Annotated in this window: 15 protein-coding genes; 13 read left to right on the top strand and 2 right to left on the bottom strand. The window is 60.6% G+C overall.

Annotated elements, in window-relative coordinates; genetic code table 11:
- The first annotated feature begins 146 nt into the window (after nucleotides 1-146).
- Together dusA and AC2YJX_RS01865 are read left to right on the top strand one after the other, a co-directional pair.
- The gene (gene dusA / locus AC2YJX_RS01860; protein WP_487255412.1) at nucleotides 147-1,139 is read left to right on the top strand and encodes a tRNA dihydrouridine(20/20a) synthase DusA; all 993 of its coding nucleotides are present in this window, start codon (nucleotides 147-149) and stop codon (nucleotides 1,137-1,139) included.
- A gap of 49 nt (nucleotides 1,140-1,188) precedes the next feature.
- Complete coding sequence (locus tag AC2YJX_RS01865) at nucleotides 1,189-1,722, top strand: GNAT family N-acetyltransferase (protein ID WP_233573427.1); 534 nt, start codon at nucleotides 1,189-1,191, stop codon at nucleotides 1,720-1,722.
- 55 nt (nucleotides 1,723-1,777) lie between these two features.
- On the opposite strand, the gene AC2YJX_RS01870 is transcribed toward AC2YJX_RS01865, so the two are convergent.
- Nucleotides 1,778-4,582 carry a bifunctional diguanylate cyclase/phosphodiesterase gene (locus AC2YJX_RS01870; RefSeq protein ID WP_487255124.1) on the bottom strand — a complete coding sequence of 935 codons (2,805 nt, stop codon included), beginning with the start codon at nucleotides 4,580-4,582 and terminating at the stop codon, nucleotides 1,778-1,780.
- A gap of 230 nt (nucleotides 4,583-4,812) precedes the next feature.
- On the opposite strand from AC2YJX_RS01870, the gene AC2YJX_RS01875 reads away from it, so the two are divergent.
- From AC2YJX_RS01875 to AC2YJX_RS01915, 9 genes are all read left to right on the top strand, one after another.
- Nucleotides 4,813-5,904 carry a GTP pyrophosphokinase gene (locus AC2YJX_RS01875; protein ID WP_431149306.1) on the top strand — a complete coding sequence of 364 codons (1,092 nt, stop codon included), beginning with the start codon at nucleotides 4,813-4,815 and terminating at the stop codon, nucleotides 5,902-5,904.
- A gap of 207 nt (nucleotides 5,905-6,111) precedes the next feature.
- Nucleotides 6,112-7,740 carry a polyhydroxyalkanoate depolymerase gene (locus tag AC2YJX_RS01880; RefSeq protein ID WP_487255125.1) on the top strand — a complete coding sequence of 543 codons (1,629 nt, stop codon included), beginning with the start codon at nucleotides 6,112-6,114 and terminating at the stop codon, nucleotides 7,738-7,740.
- A 68-nt stretch (nucleotides 7,741-7,808) separates the two neighbouring features.
- Nucleotides 7,809-8,435: an RnfABCDGE type electron transport complex subunit B gene (locus tag AC2YJX_RS01885; protein WP_487255126.1), complete on the top strand. Its 627-nt coding sequence runs from the start codon at nucleotides 7,809-7,811 to the stop codon at nucleotides 8,433-8,435.
- 322 nt (nucleotides 8,436-8,757) lie between these two features.
- Nucleotides 8,758-9,555 carry an ABC transporter permease gene (locus tag AC2YJX_RS01890; RefSeq protein WP_487255127.1) on the top strand — a complete coding sequence of 266 codons (798 nt, stop codon included), beginning with the start codon at nucleotides 8,758-8,760 and terminating at the stop codon, nucleotides 9,553-9,555.
- Nucleotides 9,556-9,558: 3 nt separating this feature from the next.
- Nucleotides 9,559-10,860: an ABC transporter ATP-binding protein gene (locus AC2YJX_RS01895; RefSeq protein ID WP_487255128.1), complete on the top strand. Its 1,302-nt coding sequence runs from the start codon at nucleotides 9,559-9,561 to the stop codon at nucleotides 10,858-10,860.
- A gap of 60 nt (nucleotides 10,861-10,920) precedes the next feature.
- Nucleotides 10,921-11,973, top strand: a complete 1,053-nt coding sequence (locus AC2YJX_RS01900; RefSeq protein ID WP_487255129.1) for a glycosyltransferase family 2 protein — start codon at nucleotides 10,921-10,923, stop codon at nucleotides 11,971-11,973.
- 169 nt (nucleotides 11,974-12,142) lie between these two features.
- Nucleotides 12,143-13,138, top strand: coding sequence for a GDP-L-fucose synthase (gene fcl / locus AC2YJX_RS01905; RefSeq protein WP_121506308.1), 996 nt, complete (start codon nucleotides 12,143-12,145; stop codon nucleotides 13,136-13,138).
- Nucleotides 13,131-13,889, top strand: a complete 759-nt coding sequence (locus AC2YJX_RS01910) for a glycosyltransferase family 2 protein (protein ID WP_233559247.1) — start codon at nucleotides 13,131-13,133, stop codon at nucleotides 13,887-13,889. The genes fcl and AC2YJX_RS01910 overlap by 8 nt, the downstream gene beginning before the upstream one ends.
- 26 nt (nucleotides 13,890-13,915) lie before the next feature.
- Nucleotides 13,916-16,477 carry a phytanoyl-CoA dioxygenase family protein gene (locus AC2YJX_RS01915; protein WP_487255130.1) on the top strand — a complete coding sequence of 854 codons (2,562 nt, stop codon included), beginning with the start codon at nucleotides 13,916-13,918 and terminating at the stop codon, nucleotides 16,475-16,477.
- Between the two features lie 27 nt (nucleotides 16,478-16,504).
- Here the strand turns inward: AC2YJX_RS01915 and AC2YJX_RS01920 are convergent, their stop codons facing one another.
- A complete protein-coding gene (locus AC2YJX_RS01920; protein ID WP_487255131.1) occupies nucleotides 16,505-17,995 on the bottom strand; it encodes a methyl-accepting chemotaxis protein in 1,491 nt (496 codons plus the stop codon).
- 174 nt (nucleotides 17,996-18,169) lie between these two features.
- Between AC2YJX_RS01920 and dapC the strand changes: the two genes are divergently transcribed.
- Together dapC and dapD are read left to right on the top strand one after the other, a co-directional pair.
- Nucleotides 18,170-19,375: a succinyldiaminopimelate transaminase gene (gene dapC, locus AC2YJX_RS01925; RefSeq protein ID WP_487255132.1), complete on the top strand. Its 1,206-nt coding sequence runs from the start codon at nucleotides 18,170-18,172 to the stop codon at nucleotides 19,373-19,375.
- Between the two features lie 37 nt (nucleotides 19,376-19,412).
- Nucleotides 19,413-20,246 (top strand): 2,3,4,5-tetrahydropyridine-2,6-dicarboxylate N-succinyltransferase, encoded by an 834-nt coding sequence (gene dapD, locus AC2YJX_RS01930; protein ID WP_462386891.1) that lies wholly within the window; start codon nucleotides 19,413-19,415, stop codon nucleotides 20,244-20,246.
- Nucleotides 20,247-20,309: the final 63 nt, after the last annotated feature.

A 20,309-nucleotide genomic window follows, 5' to 3' on the forward strand; every position in this document is an offset into this window, starting at 1 on the left:
TCGGTGGGATAATCGCGGCTTTCCAGTTGCAGCCCTGCGGGCGCCTTCGTCCCCACAGGCGCACCCCACGCAACCCCCACCCTCCCCGCTTTTCTAGTTTGCCCGTGGAAACCACCCTGAGCCCCTGGCGCATGTCCGTCGCCCCGATGATGGACTGGACCGACCGCCACTGCCGTTACTTTCACCGGCTGCTGACCCGCCAGACCCTGCTGTACACCGAGATGGTGAACGCGGGCGCCATCATCCATGGCGGCACCGAGCGGCACCTGCGCTTCAACGCCGAAGAGCACCCTGTGGCCCTGCAATTGGGCGGCAACGAGCCCGACAAGCTGGCCGAGGCTGCGCGCCTGGGCGCGCAATGGGGCTACGGCGAAATCAATCTCAACTGCGGCTGCCCCAGCGACCGGGTGCAGCGCGGCGCGTTTGGCGCCAGTCTGATGAAATCGCCTCAGCTGGTGGCCGACTGCGTGAAGGCCATGAAGGACGTGGTCAGCGTGCCCGTCACCGTCAAGCACCGCATCGGCATCGACAAGGTGGAGGACTACGGTTTTGTGCGCGACTTCATCGGCACCGTGGCCGACGCCGGGTGTACCGTGTTCATCGTGCATGCGCGCAACGCCTGGCTGCAAGGCCTCTCCCCCAAGGAAAACCGCTATGTCCCGCCCCTGCGCTACGAGGTGGTGCACCGGCTCAAGGCAGAGTTTCCGCAGTTCACCATCGCCATCAACGGCGGCATCACCACCGATGCGGTGGTGCAAGAGCAGCTCACGCACCTGGACGGCGTGATGATCGGTCGCGAGGCCTACCACAACCCCTGGTGGCTGGCCCGCTGGGACCAGCTCTACTACGGCGAACAAGGTGGTATGCCCTGCCCCCTGACGCGCGAAGAGGTCGAAATCAAGATGGTCGAGTACATGGAGCGCGAGGCTGCCCAGTACGGCACCCCCTGGCCCCACATCGCCCGCCACATGCTGGGCCTGCGCCACAGCCTGCCCGGTGCCCGCATCTGGCGCCAGGTGTGGAGCAACCATCTGCTCAAGGACCGCCCTGCGCGCGAGGTGCATGCGCTGGCGATGCAGGCGTATGCCAACGCGCCTGAATCTTCTGCAGACCCAGCAGCCCAGGCCCTGGCTGCCTGACGCCGCGCAGCGGGGTGATGGCTTGCGGGCAGAACCAAAGCGTGTGCAAGTGCGCGTAAAAACCCAAGCCACCGCGCCCGTCGCCTTGCGCGCACCCGTGGCAGCGGATGCAGAGCGCTTTGTCACTTTGGCCGAGCGCAGCCAGGCCCTGCATACACCCTGGACCTCGGCGCCATCGACCCCCGAGTCGTTTGCAGCCTATCTGGCGCAGCTGGACACGCCTGCGAACCAGGGTTTTCTGGTGTGCCGGCCGCCCAAAGCGGGCGAAGGCGAACAGATCGCGGGCGTCTTCAATCTCTCACAGATCGTGATGGGCAACTTTCGCAGCGCTTACCTGGGCTACTACGTCTTCGCCGGTTACGAGCGCCAGGGCCTGATGCGTGCGGGCATGCAACAGCTGCTGCGCCACGCCTTTGGGCCACTGAAGCTGCACCGGCTGGAGGCGAACATCCAGCCCGGCAACGCAGCGTCCATTGCGCTGGTGCGGGCCTGTGGCTTCCGGCAAGAAGGCTTTTCGCCCCGCTACCTCAAGATCAATGGCCGCTGGCGGGACCATGAACGCTGGGCGTTCGTGGCCCATTGAGCCACCTTCGGCTCCTGGTTAGGCGGTGCAGCACTTTCACCAAGCGCGCAGCGCATCATTGCGGTGAAGTCAGCCTACCCAGCCACGCCGCCAGCGGCTCCGGCCGACCGAACAGGTAGCCCTGCAGGCAGTCACACTGGCTCGCCACCAGAAAATCTGCTTGTGCACGGGTTTCCACACCCTCGGCCACCACGCGCAGGTTCAGGTGGCTGGCGACCGAGATGATGGACTGCACGATGGCAGTGTCGCTCGGGTCGTCAGGGGTGTCGTCCACAAAACTTTTGTCGATCTTGAGCTCATACAGCGGCAGCCGCTTGAGGTAGGCCAGGCTCGAATAACCAGTGCCGAAGTCGTCGATGGAAAAGCGCACGCCCAGGCCCACGATTTCGGTCATGCGGGCGATGGTGTCGTCCAGGTCTTCGATGAGCAGGCTCTCTGTCACTTCGAGGATCAGGTTGGCTGGATGGGCGCCGGTGTGGGCCAGCATGTGGCGCACACGCTCGACAAAGTCGTCCTGGCGGAACTGCCGCTCGCTCACGTTGACCGACAGCGACAGCTCGCGCCCCGCAGTCTGCAGGCGCGCCAGGGTTTCGCAGGCCTGCTGGATCATCCAGTCGCCCATGCGCAGGATGAGGCCCGAGGCTTCGGCGATGGGGATGAAGCGGCCGGGCGGCACATTGCCGCGCGTGGGGTGGTCCCAGCGCATCAGCAGCTCGCCGCCCACCACGGTGCCGGATGCGTCCACCTGGCTCTGCACGAATGCAGCCAACTGGCCCAGAGCGTGGGCTTTCTTCAGGTCCTGCTCCAGCGCCAGACGTTCCTGCACATCGGCCTGCATGGCCGCCTCATAAAAGCGGATGCGGTTGCGGCCCAGGTCCTTGGCGCGGTACATGGCGGTGTCGGCCTCGCGCAGCAGATCTTCGACGCCTTCGCCGCGCTTGGGGAACAGCGTAATGCCGATGCTGCCCGTGGTGCTGTAGAGGTGCGTGTCGATGGTGTATGGCGCTTCCAGCGCAGTGCGGATTTCTTCGGCCACCAGCAGGGCCTGGCGCCCGGCGGCCTCCATATCGGTCGCCACGTTGTGCGCCAGCACCACAAACTCGTCCCCGCCCAGGCGGGCCACGGTGTCGCCGGGGCGCAGCTGCTGCGTGAGGCGCTGCGCTACCTGCATGAGCAGCGTGTCGCCCAGCGTGTGCCCCCGCGCGTCGTTGATCTGCTTGAAGTTGTCGAGGTCGATGTACAGCACGGCGCCCACCTGCGCCGTTTGCTGGGCGCTGCGCAAGGCGTGCTCCATGCGGTCCAGGAGCATGCGCCGGTTGGGCAGGCCGGTGAGCGCGTCGAAATAGGCCAGCTGGTGCGTGCGCGCCTCGGCCTGCTTGCGCTCGGTGATGTCGCGCGAGAGCGCGATGAATCGGGGTTCATCGCCCGGCGCAGCGCTTTCCTTGCGGGCGATGGACAGCTCAAACCAGTGCGTAGCACCCTGGAGTTCCAGGCGGTACTGGTGGCCCGCCGAATAGCCAGTGCGGTCCGCGGCCTCCAGCGCTGCATGGCAGCCTGCGGCGGCCTCGGGCGGGACCACGTCGCGCAGCAAGCGACCCAGAAACATCTCGGGCGGCACGGCCAGTGCTTCGGACCTCGCCGACCGGTAGTGGTAGATGCAGCCATCCAGCCCCACCTCGAACAACAGGTCGGGGATGGCGTTGAGCGTGCTCTCCAGGTCATCGCGCGTGGCGCGCAGCTCCGCCGTCATGTCGCGTGCCAGTGCCACGGCCCGCTCGCGCCCCGTGGCCAAGAGCCAGGTGAACCAGGCGAGCAACAGGCTCAGCACCGTGCCCATCAGGGCCACAGGGTGGTGCCCCTCATCCTGAAAACGCGCTGCAAACGCAGGCAGGGGCGACATCTGCAACACCCAGCGGCGGCCACCCAGTTCCAGCACACGCCGTGCCTGCAGACCCGAGGGGGCATCCCCCTGCACAGCGGCCTGGTGCACAACGTTGCTAAATAGCAGGGTTTGAGCACCTGCGCTGGTGTCGTCGGTGATCCGAAAGCCGATGTCGGCGTCAAACTCGCGCGACATGCCGTGGATCACGTCTTCCAGGAGGAACGGCGCAGACACCCAGCCGGCAAGGCCTGCACGCCGACCATGCACCGCGCGTGTATCGACGCCCGCGCCATACAGCGGCATGTACATGACCAGCCCCGGGCTGCTGTTTTGCAGCAGCGTCAACTGGCCGGACAAGGCGAGCTCTCCGGTGTCACGGGCCCGGTCCAGTGCTTCCTTTGCTGGGGGAAGTGTCAGCACATCGAATCCCAGCGCCTTGAGGTTGTTGCCCTCCAAGGGCTCGATGTGGGTGATGGGCGCCAGCACCTCGCGCGCACCTTCGGGGCGCACGGTGTATTGGGCAAAACCGCGCTGGCGCATGTCATCCAGGTGTGCCGCCAGCGCCGAAGCGGGTAGCTGCATGACGAGCGAAACCCCCTGCAGGCCGGGGCGCGTTTCACCCAGCTGGAGCGCGCCCACATAGGCCTGAAACTCGGCCCGGTCGATGCGCTCGGACCCTTCAAAATACCCCTTGACTCCGCGAAGCACCACCTCGTAGGTGGCCATCCGGTCCTTGAGGTTGTAGGCGATCTGGTCGGCCGCGACCTGAAAGTTCTGCTCCTGCTTGGCGCGGGCACCGCTCTCGGCGCTCTGCCAGTACAAGAACGTCAGCCCCAGGGTCAGCAGCCCCACCAGAGGTGGCAGCACGACGGGAACCCACCGGTGGCTGGTGGTCCCCTTCCCTCCTCCAGAGGAAGGCGCCAAGGGTGTGGACCCAGCGGCTGCATCGACGATCCCTGCCGGAGAATGTTGGGTCATGGCGTTCTGGGTGATATACCCGCCACGGTCGGCAAAAGCCACCGCCGTGGCGATCTGCACCATTATGGGCATCTGTCCGGCACAAGAAAGCAGTATTTGCGCACACACTTTGCACACAGGGCAACGCTGGGCGGGCATTGTTGGATATGCTCCCTGCGCACCATCCTCAACACCGCACCAGGGGCCTGAGCACGCCCCCACCCACCACCCTCGCACACCAAAGAACCAGCATGCCATCGCTTGATTTCGACCTGGAGGAATCCCATTTCCGCGCGTTCTACGCAGAGCAATCCGCTGCGCTGGAAACCGCCTGCGCCGCCTTCACCGCCATGGTGGCCGCTGTGGTCACGCAGTCGGGTGGGGTCGAGATCGCCAAGGTGGAGGGCCGCGTCAAGGATGTGGATGAATGCATCCGCAAGTTCGTGCGCAAATACCGCCCGGCGCTGGAGGAAAACAACACGCCCTATGAGATCCAGCACTACATCACCGACCTGGTCGGCGTGCGTGTGGTGTGCCTGTACGAGGACGAGCTGGAGAAAATTGCGGCCATCGTGCGCGGGCACTTTGCCGTGATCGATGTCACCGACAAGGTGACGGCGGTGGAAAGCACCGAGGCCTCATTTGGCTACAAAGGCCTGCATCTGGACCTTAAGCTCAGCCATGCCGAACGCACGCAGCCTGAGCATGCAGCCTATGCCCACCTGCCGTTCGAGCTGCAGGTGCGCACCATCATCCAGGACTCCTGGAGCGTGCTGGACCACCGGATCAAGTACAAGAAATCGATCCCGGGCGAACTCAAGCGTCGCATCAATGTGCTGTCAGCCCTGTTCGAGCTGGCCGACCGCGAGTTCCGCCAGATCCGCGACGCCACGGCCGCTGAACTGCTGCAAGCTCCCGACGAAACCGCCGAGCCGCTGCCCGACCCTGCCACCGCCGACAACCCGCAGGCCCCCAGCAAGGCCCAAGCTCCCAGCAGCGAGCTCAATGCGTTCACCTTCCTCAAGATTGCAACGCACTTCTTCAAGGACTTCGAGTTCGAGCCTTCCAAGGTAGACGGTTTTGTGGACGACATTCAGGCGTGGTCCCGGGGCATGACGCGGGCCCGCTTCAATGCGCTGATGCGCGAGACCGTGGGCGTGGTCAAGCGCTACAAGCAGCACTTCGAAGAACAAAACCCTCAGGCCAGCTTCAATCCGTATACCGTGATCCGGCATTGCCTGTACCTGAGTAACAAGACCGCGTTCCGCCCCGCCCTGCGCAACTCGGCCCGGGAGTCGTTCGAGGCGTGGCTGCAGGAGCAGGCTGAGCCAAAGCCGCAATAATTTGAGAGAAATTGGGCCCTGCCGCTCGTCCATATTAAACTTACAGCTATCTATTCAATAGCAATTTGACTGGCAGTGGCTCATTGGACAAGCTCCAAGTGAGACGCCTTAATCTGTCGCATAGGTGACTTGGCATTGGTGGTTTTCCTCCATGCGCTTGTTACGAAGTGCTGTTATATTGCACTGCAACATAACGGAGTTTCGCCCATGCTGTATCACATCTACGAAACCCAGCGCTCCCTGATGGAGCCCTTTACCGATTTCGCGCAGGCTGCTGCCAAGCTGTTCAGCAACCCCATGTCCCCCTTCAGCGAAAGCCCGCTGGCGCAGCGCATGTCTGCGGGCTACGAACTGCTGTATCGCCTGGGCAAGGACTATGAAAAGCCCGCTTTCGAGATCCATTCGGTGGATGTGGACGGCGTCGGTGTGGCGGTGCACGAACGCATCGAGATGGACAAGCCGTTCTGCGAACTGCGCCGCTTCAAGCGTTTCTCGGACGACACCGCCACCTTGACCAAGCTCAAGGCCCAACCTGTGGTGCTGATCGTGGCGCCCTTGTCGGGGCACTACGCCACTTTGCTGCGCGACACCGTGCGCACCATGCTCAAGGACCACAAGGTCTACATCACCGACTGGAAGAATGCCCGGCTGGTCCCCCTGGCCGATGGTGAGTTCCACCTCGACGACTACGTGAATTACGTGCAGGAGTTCATCCGCCACCTGCAGGGCATCTACGGCAACTGCCATGTGATCAGCGTGTGCCAGCCCACCGTGCCCGTGCTGGCAGCCGTGTCCCTGATGGCCAGCCGTGGCGAAACCACGCCGCTGACGATGACCATGATGGGTGGCCCCATCGACGCCCGCAAATCCCCGACTTCGGTGAACAACCTTGCGACAAACCGTAGCTTTGAGTGGTTCGAGAACAACGTGATCTACCGCGTGCCCGAGAACTTCCCCGGCGCAGGGCGGCGCGTGTACCCAGGTTTTCTGCAGTACACCGGCTTTGTGGCCATGAACCCGGACCGCCACGCCAGCAGCCACTATGACTACTTCAAGGACCTGATCAAGGGCGACGACGCCAGCGCCGAGGCCCACCGCAAGTTCTACGACGAGTACAACGCCGTGCTCGACATGGACGCCGACTACTACCTGGAAACCATCCAGACCGTTTTCCAGGACTACAAACTGGTGCACGGCACCTGGGATGTGCGCTCCCCCGACGGCAAGATCGAGCGCGTGCGCCCGCAGGACATCACCACGACCGCCCTGTTCACGGTGGAAGGCGAGCTTGACGACATCTCCGGCTCGGGCCAGACCGAAGCCGCGCACGATCTGTGCAGCGGCATCGTGCGCAAGGAACAGCGCCATCTGGAGGCCAAGGGCGCGGGCCACTATGGCATCTTCAGCGGCCGGCGCTGGCGCGAAGTGGTCTACCCCCAGGTACGCGCTTTCATCCTGGAACACGAAAAGCCTCAGGCGAAAATCGCAGCCCCCGTCACGGAAACGCCGGACGACAACCCCCCCCACCGCGCAGCAGCAACAACAAAAGCCGCAGCGCCCGCCGCCAAGGCAGCCGCCAAGCCACTCGTCAAACCCGCCGCCACAGCGGCTGTAAAAACGCCTGTCAAAGCAGCCGCCAAAACGCCGACCAAGCCCACGGCCAAGGCGCCTGCGGCGGTGGCCACCCGCTGGGTGGCACCTGCACCCGCAGCCACCACTAGCAAGCCCACCGGCGCTGCCGCACCCGCTGATGTGGGCGTTGCCACGCCAGCGAAGACTACGGTGACCGCCGCGGCATCTGCCCGCACCCGCCGCAATTCGGCGCGCAAGGCTTGAGCCCCCCCCGGCCAGCTTCTGCATCAACTGCCGCCGTCCTCACGCTTGCGGCGCGGATCGACGCGGCCTTGCCCCAGACACAGTGCACACGCTGCGGCTACCCCGACTGCGCCACATACGCCCGGGCCATTGCCGAAGAGGGCGTGCCCATCAACCAGTGCCCCCCTGGGGGCGCTGAGGGCATCGCCCGCCTCGCAGCCATCACGGGGCAAGCACCGCTGCCGCTGAGTGCGGAGCATGGTGTGGAAGCCCCACGCACCGTGGCGTACATCGACGAAGCCTGGTGTATCGGCTGCACGCTGTGCATCAAGGCCTGCCCCACCGATGCCATCGTGGGCTCCCACAAGAAAATGCACACCGTTGTCGAGCCCTATTGCACCGGGTGCGAGCTGTGCATTCCGGTGTGCCCTGTGGATTGCATCCAGCTCGAAAACGCCAGCGGGAATGCCACCGGCTGGGCCGCATGGTCGGGTCCTTTGGCGCAACAGGCGCGCCTGCGCTACCAGGCACACCGTGAACGCCTGCCCTTGGAAGCACTACCGGACGCGGATGATGAAACCCCTCCGTCCTCCGTTGACAACGGCCCTGTCCCTGCCTCCGTCGCAGATACCGCCACGGCGCAGGTTGCCCGCCAGGTCACCATTGCAGCAGCCCTGGAGCGAGCCCGCCAGCGGCGGTCACAAGCTCCGCGCTAGGTTGGGGGCTCTGAGCAAGAGCTCTCTTCATCCGCCCAGGTCGACAAGGACCGGGAAATCTTCAGGCCCAGCCCTCCCTGGCACTTTGAGGGAAGACAAACCCCGCAAAATCGAGCACATTGGAGCAAATTTCACGTTCAGACGGCGCATCGAACAGCCCCCCCCCGCTGCAGGGCAACCTTCAATGATTCAATAAGAGCGTCCCCACCCGCCCGCCTAGCACAGATCTTCTCGACAATGCACATCGCGCAATATTAGCTGGGATTAATGACTATACCAATCAAATCAATACAGCCGCGATTTCAAATGGAATGTGCAATCCATGCAATCTAGCCTTCCCACCACATTGTGGCGGCACCGCAGTTTGGTCCTTGAACTCATCAAGCGCGAATTTTCCAGCCAATATCGCGGCTCCTTTGGCGGAATATTTTGGTCGCTGGTGCAACCCCTCTTTTTACTGACCATCTACATCATCGCATTTGGAGTAATTCTCAAATCTCGCTGGAACAATGCAGGCAGCGCAGCTGACTATGCATTCATGTTATTCGCCGGGTTGATTATTTTCAATGCATTCTCAGAAGTCCTTAATAAATCACCTCTTCTGATAGCCAGGAACCCAAACTTCGTGAAGAAGGTGGTTTTCCCACTAGAGCTATTGCCCGTTGTTACAGTAGGAGTAGCCTACCTACAGGCATTACTGGGTACAGCGATTTTACTGGCGGGATATATAGTTTTCATGGGGAAGCCTTCACCCACGGTGCTTCTTTTTCCCTTTATCCTGCTGTGCTTTTCACCCATGCTGCTGGGGTTGGCATGGCTTCTCTCCGCTGTGGGCGTTGCGGTGAAGGACATCGGCCAGCTGACAGGCATGCTCAGCCACTGCCTTCTCTTCCTAACCCCGATTTTCTACAGCATGGATTCCGCCCCTGAGTTGTTGAAGAATTTGCTGATGCTCAATCCTCTGACCTTTATTGTCGAGCAGTTTCGCCTCGTGCTTCTGACGGGGGGACTGCCCTCCTTCTTGGGGCTTGCGGTCTATACTGGCCTTGCCAGTGCTTTTTCGTGGGCCTCGTTGATACTGTTCAGACGGCTGCGCACAACGTTTGCGGACATGGTTTGAGCGATGTCGGACATTGTCATTTCCGTACAGGATGTCAGCAAGTGCTATCGTGTATTCGACAATCAGCGCTCACGCCTCCTGCATGCATTGTCTCCTAGGCACACAGAAGGAATGCAGGAAATATGGGCACTGAAAGACATCAACCTCGAGGTCAGGCGCGGTGAATCGCTGGGGGTCATCGGCCGCAACGGCAGTGGCAAAAGTACCTTGCTGGAAATAGTGACCCAGACCCTGACTCCAACGACCGGCAAGGTACAGGTGAATGGGCGAGTTGCCGCATTGCTGGAATTGGGCAGCGGGTTCAACCCGGAATACACAGGCCGGGAAAACGTCCTGCTGAATGGCTTGTTGATGGGATTGACGCGATCAGATGTAGAGCGCCAATTCGACGACATCGCCGCATTTGCTGATATTGGCGATGTGCTGGACCGGCAGGTCAAAACCTATTCGAGCGGCATGCTTGTTCGCCTGGCTTTTGCCGTACAGGTAGCATTGACACCAGATATATTGATTGTTGATGAAGCACTGAGCGTAGGGGATTATTTTTTCCAGCAGAAATGTTTTGGACGCCTTCGAAAAATGCGGGAAGACGGTTTGACCCTGCTTTTCGTCTCACACGACATGGGGACGGTACGTGATCTTTGCAAAACAGCCCTCTATTTGCGCCATGGCATGGCTCAATTCATGGGCGACAGTGGATCCGCGATACGGCACTATTTCAATGAGGATGCGCCGATACTGCCTGCACACACCACGAAAACACCCACCTCACACCTTGTTGCAGATACTGCGGATGCTCAAAATCCCATGATTTTCAACAATGCGTTCTGGACCAAACCTCAAAACCTTCGCAACAGGTTGATTGCAGTTAGCATCCAGGATCACAATGAGAACGAAATCGGGCATGCCCGGATGGGTTCTGATGTATATATAAAGGTACATTACCAAAGCCATCTGGATGATGTTGGCACGACAGTCGCATTGGCAATAAAAAACCGCTTTGACCAGGTTATTTTTGTCACCAATGCCCGGCGCTTGGGCGTGGAAGACTGCGAAACAGAAAAAGGGAGCAGTGCAGTTTTTGTGTTCAAGGTGACGCTAGCCATGGAAGCGGGACTTTATTCCTTGAAAATTGGTATTCACCAACCAACCGGCATCAACAAGGGCAGAGAAATCGATAGTACTGGCTGGTTTGGGCCATTCAGGGTTGACTGGGACTATGAGACAGAATCAGCACCATTTCTTGGGATGTTCGGACTCCCGGCAAGTGGAGAATTTATGGCAATAATCTCTGTGCAAAATTAACACTCAAAAATTTCCCACTAATGTACAAATTTTGCCATAGCGTTTCGCCGTGCAGCTTCAATGGAGATTGAATTGCAGGAATATAAAAAAATTCCAAAAAAATGGCTTGCAAAGTTCTTTGCGATCATCAATAAACCGTACCAACTACTTGGTACTTTTAGAATAATTTTGCATATCGCTTTTTCAGCATTTCGCCCATTGCGTCCTATTTTCCGACATGTTGCAGCCCCCTTCAAGCCGCGGCTAGGCAATCTCAATCAGTATGCACCAAGGCCCATGGCGCCGCCTAGAGTGATACCAAAGACGCAATCATCTACAATTTTCCCCAAAATTTCACTGATCACACCTTCATTTAAGCAGGGTAATTTCATTGAAAATACAATAACAAGTGTTCTGGACCAAGAATATCCCAATCTGGAATATTTCATTCAGGATGGAGACTCCCAGGACGAAACTATCTCCGTTCTGAAAAAATTCGAAGCAAAACTAACCGGATGGGTATCCGAAAAGGATACGGGGCAATCGCAAGCGATCAACCGGGGTTTCGCACGAACGACGGGTGAAATCATGGCGTGGCTCAATTCAGACGACCTGCTCTTGCCGGGCGCCTTGAGCACCGTCGCAGACTACTTTGCCCGCCATCCCGATGTTGACGTGGTCTATGGAGACCGCTTGCTCATCGATCGAAATGGAATGGAGATTGGTCGCTGGATCATGCCAGGGCATGACAACACCGTATTGTCTTGGGCAGACTATATTCCGCAGGAAACACTCTTCTGGCGGCGGCGCATCTGGGACAAGACCGGTGCCCAAGTCGACGAATCATTCAGGTTTGCCATGGACTGGGATTTGCTGATCCGTTTCCGGGACGCCGGTGCAAATTTTTCCCACATCCCCCGCTTCCTGGGTGCATTCCGGGTTCATGAACACCAAAAGACTTCTGCCAATATCAATGACATTGGCCAGCAGGAAATGAGCCGGATACGCGAGAAAATCCTCGGCAGAGTCCCTGACTATAAAGAGATACGGAATGCCGTGCTTCCCTATCTCTCAAGGCACATGCTTCGCGATTTGGCATTCCGGATGCGGCAACCACTCAAGCGTGCACATTGAGCTGGGTGGAGCGTGCTCTTCAAGCTGGCTGCAGCCACTACATCGACCAATACGGCGCCAAAAGCAAACTGGCTGGATTCGAGACAAAGGAATTGGAAATGAGAAGAGCAGAAAATGGGAAGGCCGCCCGGTGGTACTGCCTTGGCGACGAGGTGTGGGGGCCGCGCCCATGACCGCGACCAATAACGGCTCAGCAGTCCGGGCACCGAGGGTTTATGTGGCCGGCCACAGCGGCATGGTTGGTTCGGCCATCGTGCGTGTGCTTGAGCAACAAGGTGGTGTCCAGATCATTGCACGCACCCACGCCGAACTCGATCTGACCTGCCAGGCGGATGTGCGTTCGTTTTTCAAGGATGAAGCTCCAACCCACGTCTACCTAGCCGCAGCCATGGTGGGGGGTATACACGCCAACAATACGTATCCCGCAGAGTTCATTTACCAAAACCTGATGATCGAGGCGAATGTCGTGCATGAAGCCTGGCGAGCCGGTGTTCAGCGCCTGATGTTCCTGGGTTCCAGCTGCATCTACCCCAGACTCGCGCCACAGCCCATGGGTGAAGACGCACTGCTGACCGGCACCTTGGAGCCCACCAACGAGCCCTACGCCGTTGCCAAAATTGCGGGCATCAAGCTGTGCGAGTCTTACAACCGGCAATATGGCACCGACTATCGCAGCGTGATGCCCACCAACCTGTATGGCCCGGGCGACAACTATCACCCAGAAAACAGCCATGTCATTCCGGCACTGATACGGCGTTTCCACGAGGCAAAGCTCGCCCATGCGCCCAATGTCGTCATCTGGGGAACCGGTGCACCGCGCCGCGAATTTCTATATGTCGATGACATGGCGGCAGCCTGCGTCCATGTCATGGATCTCGAAAAATCAGTCTACAACGCCTGCACGCAGCCTCGGTTATCACATATCAATCTGGGGACTGGCGAAGACCTGTCCATTCGGGAGCTTGCACACTTGATCAGCGACGTGGTGGGATATCCCGGCCATATCGAGTTTGACGCCTCCAAGCCGGATGGTCCTCCCCGAAAACTCCTGAATGTGAGTCGCCTGGAGGGACTGGGCTGGCGCGCCCAGACTGAACTCAGGCAGGGGTTGGCCATGGTCTACGGGAATTACATGTCAACACTGCAGCAGCGTGCCAATGGATGATCCGCTGGACATGCCGTTGGTGACAGTGGCAGTGCCTTCCTATAACCAGGGGCGCTATCTGAATGCTGCACTCGAGTCCATATTTGCTCAGGACATCTCCGTCGAAGTCTATGTCGCGGACGGTGGTTCCACCGACGGCACGATAGAGGTCATACGCCGCTGGGAAGAACGGCTTGCAGGCTGGCGCAGTTCCAAAGACATGGGCCAATCGTCGGCCATCAACGAGGCGATAGCAAATGGACGTGCGCCTTTTGTCTGCTGGCTCAATAGCGACGATTGGTTGTTGCCAGGTGCGTTGAAAAGCCTGGTGGCAGCACTGCAGCACAATCCAGCAGCCCCCATGGCCTACGGACGGGTATGGAACTATGTGGAAAGCACAAAAAGAACCAATCCCGTCTTTGTCCGCCCTTTCAGCGAGTGGTGGATGGCGCAACTCTGCATCGTTTCTCAGCCCGGAACGCTGATTCGCCGCACTGCCTGGGAAGCCGTTGGAGGCGTGGACGAAACATTGCACATGACCATGGACTACGATCTTTGGTGGCGCCTTTACAAGGCTCTGGGACCTCTGGAATTTGTGGATACCTTTCTGGCAACCAACCGGGAGCACCCCGAAACGAAGACGAGCACCCGGCGCAAAGCGCATTATCAGGAGGCGATAGATGTGGTTCGCCGGCATTATGGCCGGGTGCCATTAAAGTGGTGGCTCGCCCAACCATACTCGGTTTGGTATCGTTCCATGATGAGGCATTGACCACCTATTACTTCTGACATCCACAAATGGCACCGCACCGAATTCTGGTCGATTCAGGAAACTATTTCTCCAACAACGACAATCTGGGAGACAGGGCGATTTACCAGGTCATTTTTCGCCGGTTACGGCACCTCTGGCCTGATTGTCAAATACATTGGATAACCCGCAATGCAGCCCTGCTCAGAAAGGATTGCCCCGAAGTCATTGCGCTTGAGCTCACCGAAGAACGCCTCCCCCTGCCGCTGATCGCCCTTGGTGCTGATACCCGGAACCTGATAACCCAAGCATCAGCAGACTGTGCGCGCATCGTGTCGGCGCTGATGGATTGCGATATGGTGATGGCGACCGGCGGCGGATATTTCAGCGACGATTTCACTGGTCAATCGGAAGTCATCTTGCAGACGCTGGAAGCGGGTATCAGGCTCGGCAAGCCGGCAATCATTCTGAGCTGTGGATTTGAACCTGTCAGCGTTCGCAGCCTTTCGCAGAAGATGCTGGGGGTATTTCCTCTTTTGAGCCTGGTGGTCTGCAGAGAATCGCAGCAAAGCCCGATGGTGGCGAGATCCTTTGGGGTGCCAGAACAACGCCTGGTCGTAGCAGCAGACGAGGCGATTGAACTGGCGTTTGACTTGCGCCCCACAGTTCTGGGCGAAAGCCTGGGCATCAACGTCCGCCAAGCGGACTACGCCGGCGTAGATGCCAACACCCTGTCGCGCCTGCGGGAAGGGTTGGGAAGTGCCATTTCACGGCTGGGTGCACCTCTTGTTGCCGGTGTGCCCATTTCGCTTGCCGGTCCTTCCGATCCGGACGCCATTGCCTCACTGCTCCACGGCATCCCGGGCATCAGCGACACCTCCTACCCGGTTGCAACGCCACAGGACGTCGTGCAGCAGATCGGTGCATGCCGTGTGGTCATCACCGGCAGCTACCACGCGGCAGTGTTCGCACTGTCGCAAGGGGTGTCGGTGATCGCCTTGGTGGCATCGCCCCACTACCGGTCGAAAATTCAAGGGCTTCAAGCCCAGTTTGGGCCCGCCTGCCACATCGTGTTTCTGGACCGTGAGGAAACGGCCGCGCACTTGGCGACCGCCATACAGGATGCGTGGCAAGCAGCAGGGACTGAACGGCAGCGGTTGCTGCAAGTGGCACGACAGCAGGTCAGCGTGGGCCGGGCTGCCTACGAGCGCCTGGCCGCGCTAGTGGAGGACGTTCCAGCCAACCCGCGTGACAGCGCAACCTCAGAATTGACAGGTATTTCTACGCAGGGACCCATGAACAAAGACACCTCCGAACTCCCCGTCTGTTTGTCTCCAGAGGAAATTGAGCAATTTCGGACACAGGGCTACGCAGGGCCATTCACGGCATTCTCGCCCCATGAAATGGAAAAATTCCGCACAACGGTATGTGAGCGGGTGCTGCCCACGCCTACGCCTTATTGCCCATTCGGCCTGCGCGTGCGGCACCTGGACAGCCAAGCGGTCCATGCGATGTGCTCGGCCCCGGCCATCGTGGAACGCATGGCTTCTCTCTATGGGCCGGATCTCGTTCTGTGGAACTCCAATCTTTTCAACAAACCGCCTGCCCGGCCTGAACAGCAAGAGGAATACCCCTGGCACCAAGATCATTACAACTGGAACATGGAACCCATCCTGAACATTTCAGCTTGGCTGGCGATTACGCCGGCAACGCTGGAAAATGGATGCGTGGAAATCATTCCAGGCTCGCACCGGCAAATCATCCCTCCGGCCATCGATACCGATCCAGCCAAGAGCCTTCGGTTCGGGGGCATCGCTTCAGACCCCGCCTACGTGGATGAAACCCGCAAGGTATCCATGGTGCTGGAGCCCGGCCAGTTCTTTCTCTTCAATGAACGGCTGCTGCATCACTCCAACCCCAACCGCACCACGGAGCACAGGCTGGGACTGGCCGTCCGAGTGACAGTCCCCATCGCAAAGGTTAGCGAACCTTTCCCCTGCGTCATGTTGCGGGGTGAAGACCGCATGGGCTTCAACCGGTACATTGAAGCGCCCTTGGACGAGCCCGATTCGCACTGGCTCGCCTCCCTGCCGCCTGGACACGACTACCTCTTTGACCGCCCCATCCCGGGACGGGGCTGGCATGTCCGGGAGACCGAAGGTCCACATCACTTTGCATGGACAGGCCTGGAGCCTGAGACATGGATCGACTTCCGCCCGGTAGGCGTTGGCGATCACCTGCTGCGGATGGAAGTCGTCCATCTGTTGACGATGGCAGCTGTCAGCGAGCTTCAAATGCAGGTGAATGGGCAAGCGATTGCGCTGCACCAGGAACAAGTGGGCGACACGCTCGTCCTGGACGCCCGTGTTCCCGACGCGGTCTTGCGAAGCCGTGCGGACCGGGTCAGAGTGGTGCTCAAGGGCTCCCCCCTCGTTCGGCCCTGCGATCTGAATCCGGAGAGCACGGACAAGCGCTCTCTGGGGTTGGGTATTCGCCGGATTGCGCTCTTGCCCATGGATGCATCCGGAACTAAGGTCGAAGCTGAGGCGGCCAACGCAAAAGCACCTGCACCACAACCACCCACTGCCTGGTACCGCCGGCTGCTGGGGTGAGCCCGCCGCTGGCCGAGGGCCGACAACTCAGCGGGCAGCGAGTGCCTTGTAAACCCCACACCCCACATACAGATCGCCCGCGCGGCTGACGTAAGACATTTTCGTCTGCACCGCACCCGTGGCAGGGTTGGTGATGTCGTACTCCACCCAGCCCGGCTCACGGTCCGCCTGGGAAACGATGTCGTTCACCAGCCGGTCGCCCGCAATGCCAGGAATGTCCTGCACCCGCGTGCCCACCTTGGCGGTGTTGCCTCCGAAGGCCAGGTAGGTGCCTGCGGAGTCGAGGACAAACACATACATGTCGCGGTCGTGGTAGGGCTGATTCTTGTCAGTGATGCTGCGCAGGAACTGGTCGCGCGAGGTACTCTTGTGCAGCGCCATGGCCTTGCCCACCAGCGCCACAGCCTCCTCGGCCGTGCCCTGCTGCAGGCGGAATGCAGAGACCGCACGCGACAGGGTGGATGCGCGGCTTTCCAGGGCCTCTGCCTGTTGCACGGCATGGCCCACCATCTGGGCGTTGTGCTGGGTGATCTGGTCCAGTTGTTGCACGGCGGCGCTCACCTCGCGCAGGCCGGTGCTTTGCTCGGCGCTCGATCCGGAGATTTCGCTCATGCTGGCTGCCACGCTGCGAATGCCCCCCGCCATGTCCGAGATCCCCTCCCCGGCCGACCGAATCAGGCCCGCACTGGTTTCGACCTGACTGACCGAGGCACCGATCAGTTCACGAATTTCGTGCGCGGCATCGCTGGACCGCTTGGCCAGCGTGCGCACCTCTGCTGCCACCACGGCAAACCCACGGCCCTGCTCTCCGGCGCGAGCAGCCTCAACGGCTGCGTTCAGGGCAAGGATATTGGTCTGAAATGCAATGCTGTCGATCACACCGATGATTTCGGTCATGCGCCGCGCACCTTGCTGGATGGCCTCGACCGACTGCACGGCACGTGCCATGGCCTGGGCGCCCACATCGGCTGCGTCACGCACCTGCGCCGCCCGGGTATCGGCACTGTGCGCGGTATGAGCGTTGTTCTGCACCGCTGAAGACAGTTGCTCCACACTGGCGGCCGTCTGCTCCAGGTTGGCGGCCTGCTGCTCGGTGCGGTCGGCCAGCGAGCGATTGCCCTCGGCCAGGCTCTGCCCAGCATGGGCGACCAGCGCCGCATTGCTACGGATGTCAGCCACCATGGAGGAGAGCGTGATCACCATGCGGTCGAGCGACTGCGCCATCTCGGCCACTTCGTCTTGTCCGTAGTCGCGACGGGGCTGGGCCCGGAGATCCCCGGCCTGGGTCAGCTCTATGGTTTGCGCCAGACCCGCAAGGTCGGTGGCCAGACTGAGGTAAAGCACGAGCAGAGCGTACAACACCACCACTGCGGCCAAGGCAAGCGCCCACCAAGGCGCCCCAAACGCAGCAATGGCAAGTGCCGCCCCCACCAGAAGACTCAGCGAGAGCAGCTTGCCAGGCAAATGCCACCTGCGCATCCACCAGAGCCCCGGACGCAGCGGTAGGAATCCTGACATCGTGTCTCCTCTATTGTTCTGATCAAACAGCCTGAATACTAGGTACACGCACTTACGGCGGATTGACAGACCACGGGCCCATCGACGCATTGAGGTCAGCTCCGGTCACGATCCGCTAACGCATGGCCGATCCAGCGCCGACTGATCTGAGGTGATCGCCCATAATGGCGCCCCATGAATCCCCTGCTTTCCCATCTCCAGCCCTACCCCTTCGAGCGGCTGCGGCAGCTCTTTGCGGGGGTGGTGCCCCCGGCAGCCTACAGCCCCATCAGCCTGGGCATGGGTGAGCCACGCCATCCTACACCGCAGTTCATCAAAGATGCACTCAGTAACAACCTCAGTGGCCTGGCGAGTTACCCCGCCACCGCTGGCGAGTTGGGCTTGCGCGAGGCCTTCACCCGCTGGCTGAATTTGCGCTATGCAATCACGCTGGATCCGGCCACCCAGGTCCTTCCCGTGAATGGTTCTCGGGAAGCACTTTTTTCGTTTGCCCAAACCATCATCGATCCTTCACAGGGCCAGCCGCTGGTAGTCTGCCCCAATCCGTTCTACCAGATCTATGAAGGTGCAGCCCTGCTGGCGGGCGCGGCCCCTTACTACGCGGCCAGCGACCCGACACGCAATTTCGCCGTGAATTGGGACGCGGTGCCGGACTCCGTGTGGCAGCGGACGCAGTTGCTTTTTGTTTGCTCCCCTGGCAACCCCACCGGCGCCGTCATGCCACTGACGGAGTGGAAGAAGTTGTTTGAACTGAGCGACCGGTATGGTTTTGTGATTGCCTCGGACGAGTGCTACAGCGAAATCTACTTCCGCGACGAGCCGCCGTTGGGCGGCCTGCAGGCTGCCGACAAGCTCGGCCGCAGCGACTACAAGAACCTGATCTCCTTCACCAGTCTCTCCAAGCGCAGCAACGTGCCTGGCATGCGCAGCGGTTTTGTGGCGGGAGATGCGGCCCTGATCAAGGCCTTCCTGCTGTACCGCACGTACCACGGCAGCGCCATGAGCCCCATCGTGCAGGCCGCCAGCATTGCGGCCTGGGGTGACGAGCAGCATGTGGTGGAAAACCGCACGCGCTACCGCAAGAAGTTCGCCCAGGTCACGCCGCTGCTGGCGGGTGTCATGGAAGTAGCCCTTCCCGATGCAGGTTTCTACCTCTGGGCCAAAGTCCCCGAGCAGCTTGCCATGGACGACGCCGAGTTCGCGCGGGCCCTGCTGGCTCAATACAATGTCACGGTGCTCCCCGGCAGCTACCTGGCCCGTGAGGCCCAGGGCAGCAACCCCGGCGCCCAGCGCGTGCGCATGGCCCTGGTGGCCGAAACCGAAGAGTGCGTGGAGGCCGCGCTGCGCATCGTGCAGTTCATCCAGTCCCGCACTGCCTGATTTCTGAATCCTGATCCACAGACTGACTGACAACAACATGACCCAACAACTGCAAACCATCATCGACAACGCCTGGGACAACCGCGCCAGCCTCTCGCCCGCCGCCGCCCCCAAGGAAATCCAGGACGCTGTCGAGCACGTGATCGCCGAGCTGAACAACGGCACCCTGCGCGTGGCCACCCGCGAAGGCGTGGGCCAGTGGACCGTGCACCAGTGGATCAAGAAGGCCGTGCTGCTGTCCTTCCGCCTGAAGGACAACGAAGTCGTGAAGGCTGGTGACCTGGGCTTTTACGACAAGGTGCAGACCAAGTTTGCCCACCTGACGGAAGAAGAAATGAAAGCCACCGGCGTGCGCGTGGTGCCACCCGCCGTGGCCCGCCGTGGCAGCTTCATCGCCAAGGGCGCGATCCTGATGCCGTCGTACGTGAACATCGGCGCCTATGTAGGCGAAGGCACCATGGTCGATACCTGGGCCACCGTGGGCTCGTGCGCACAGATCGGCGCCAACGTGCACCTGTCGGGTGGCGTGGGCATCGGCGGCGTGCTGGAGCCACTGCAGGCCGGCCCCACCATCATTGAAGACAACTGCTTCATCGGTGCCCGCTCCGAGGTGGTTGAAGGCGTGGTGGTCGAAGAAAACTCCGTGCTGGGCATGGGCGTGTACCTGGGCCAGAGCACCCCCATCTTCAACCGCGCCACCGGCGAGATCAGCTATGGCCGCGTGCCCTCGGGCTCGGTGGTGGTGAGCGGCAACCTGCCCAAGACGGCCGCCAACGGCACGCCCTACAGCATGTACGCCGCCATCATCGTCAAGCAGGTTGATGCGCAAACACGCTCCAAGACCAGCATCAACGACCTGCTGCGCGACTGATCGCATTCAAGGCCGGGGCAGGCCATCCCGCCTGCCCGCCGACAGACACCGACAACAAGAGGG

The sequence above is a fragment of the Acidovorax sp. SRI_002 genome, assembly GCF_057586455.1.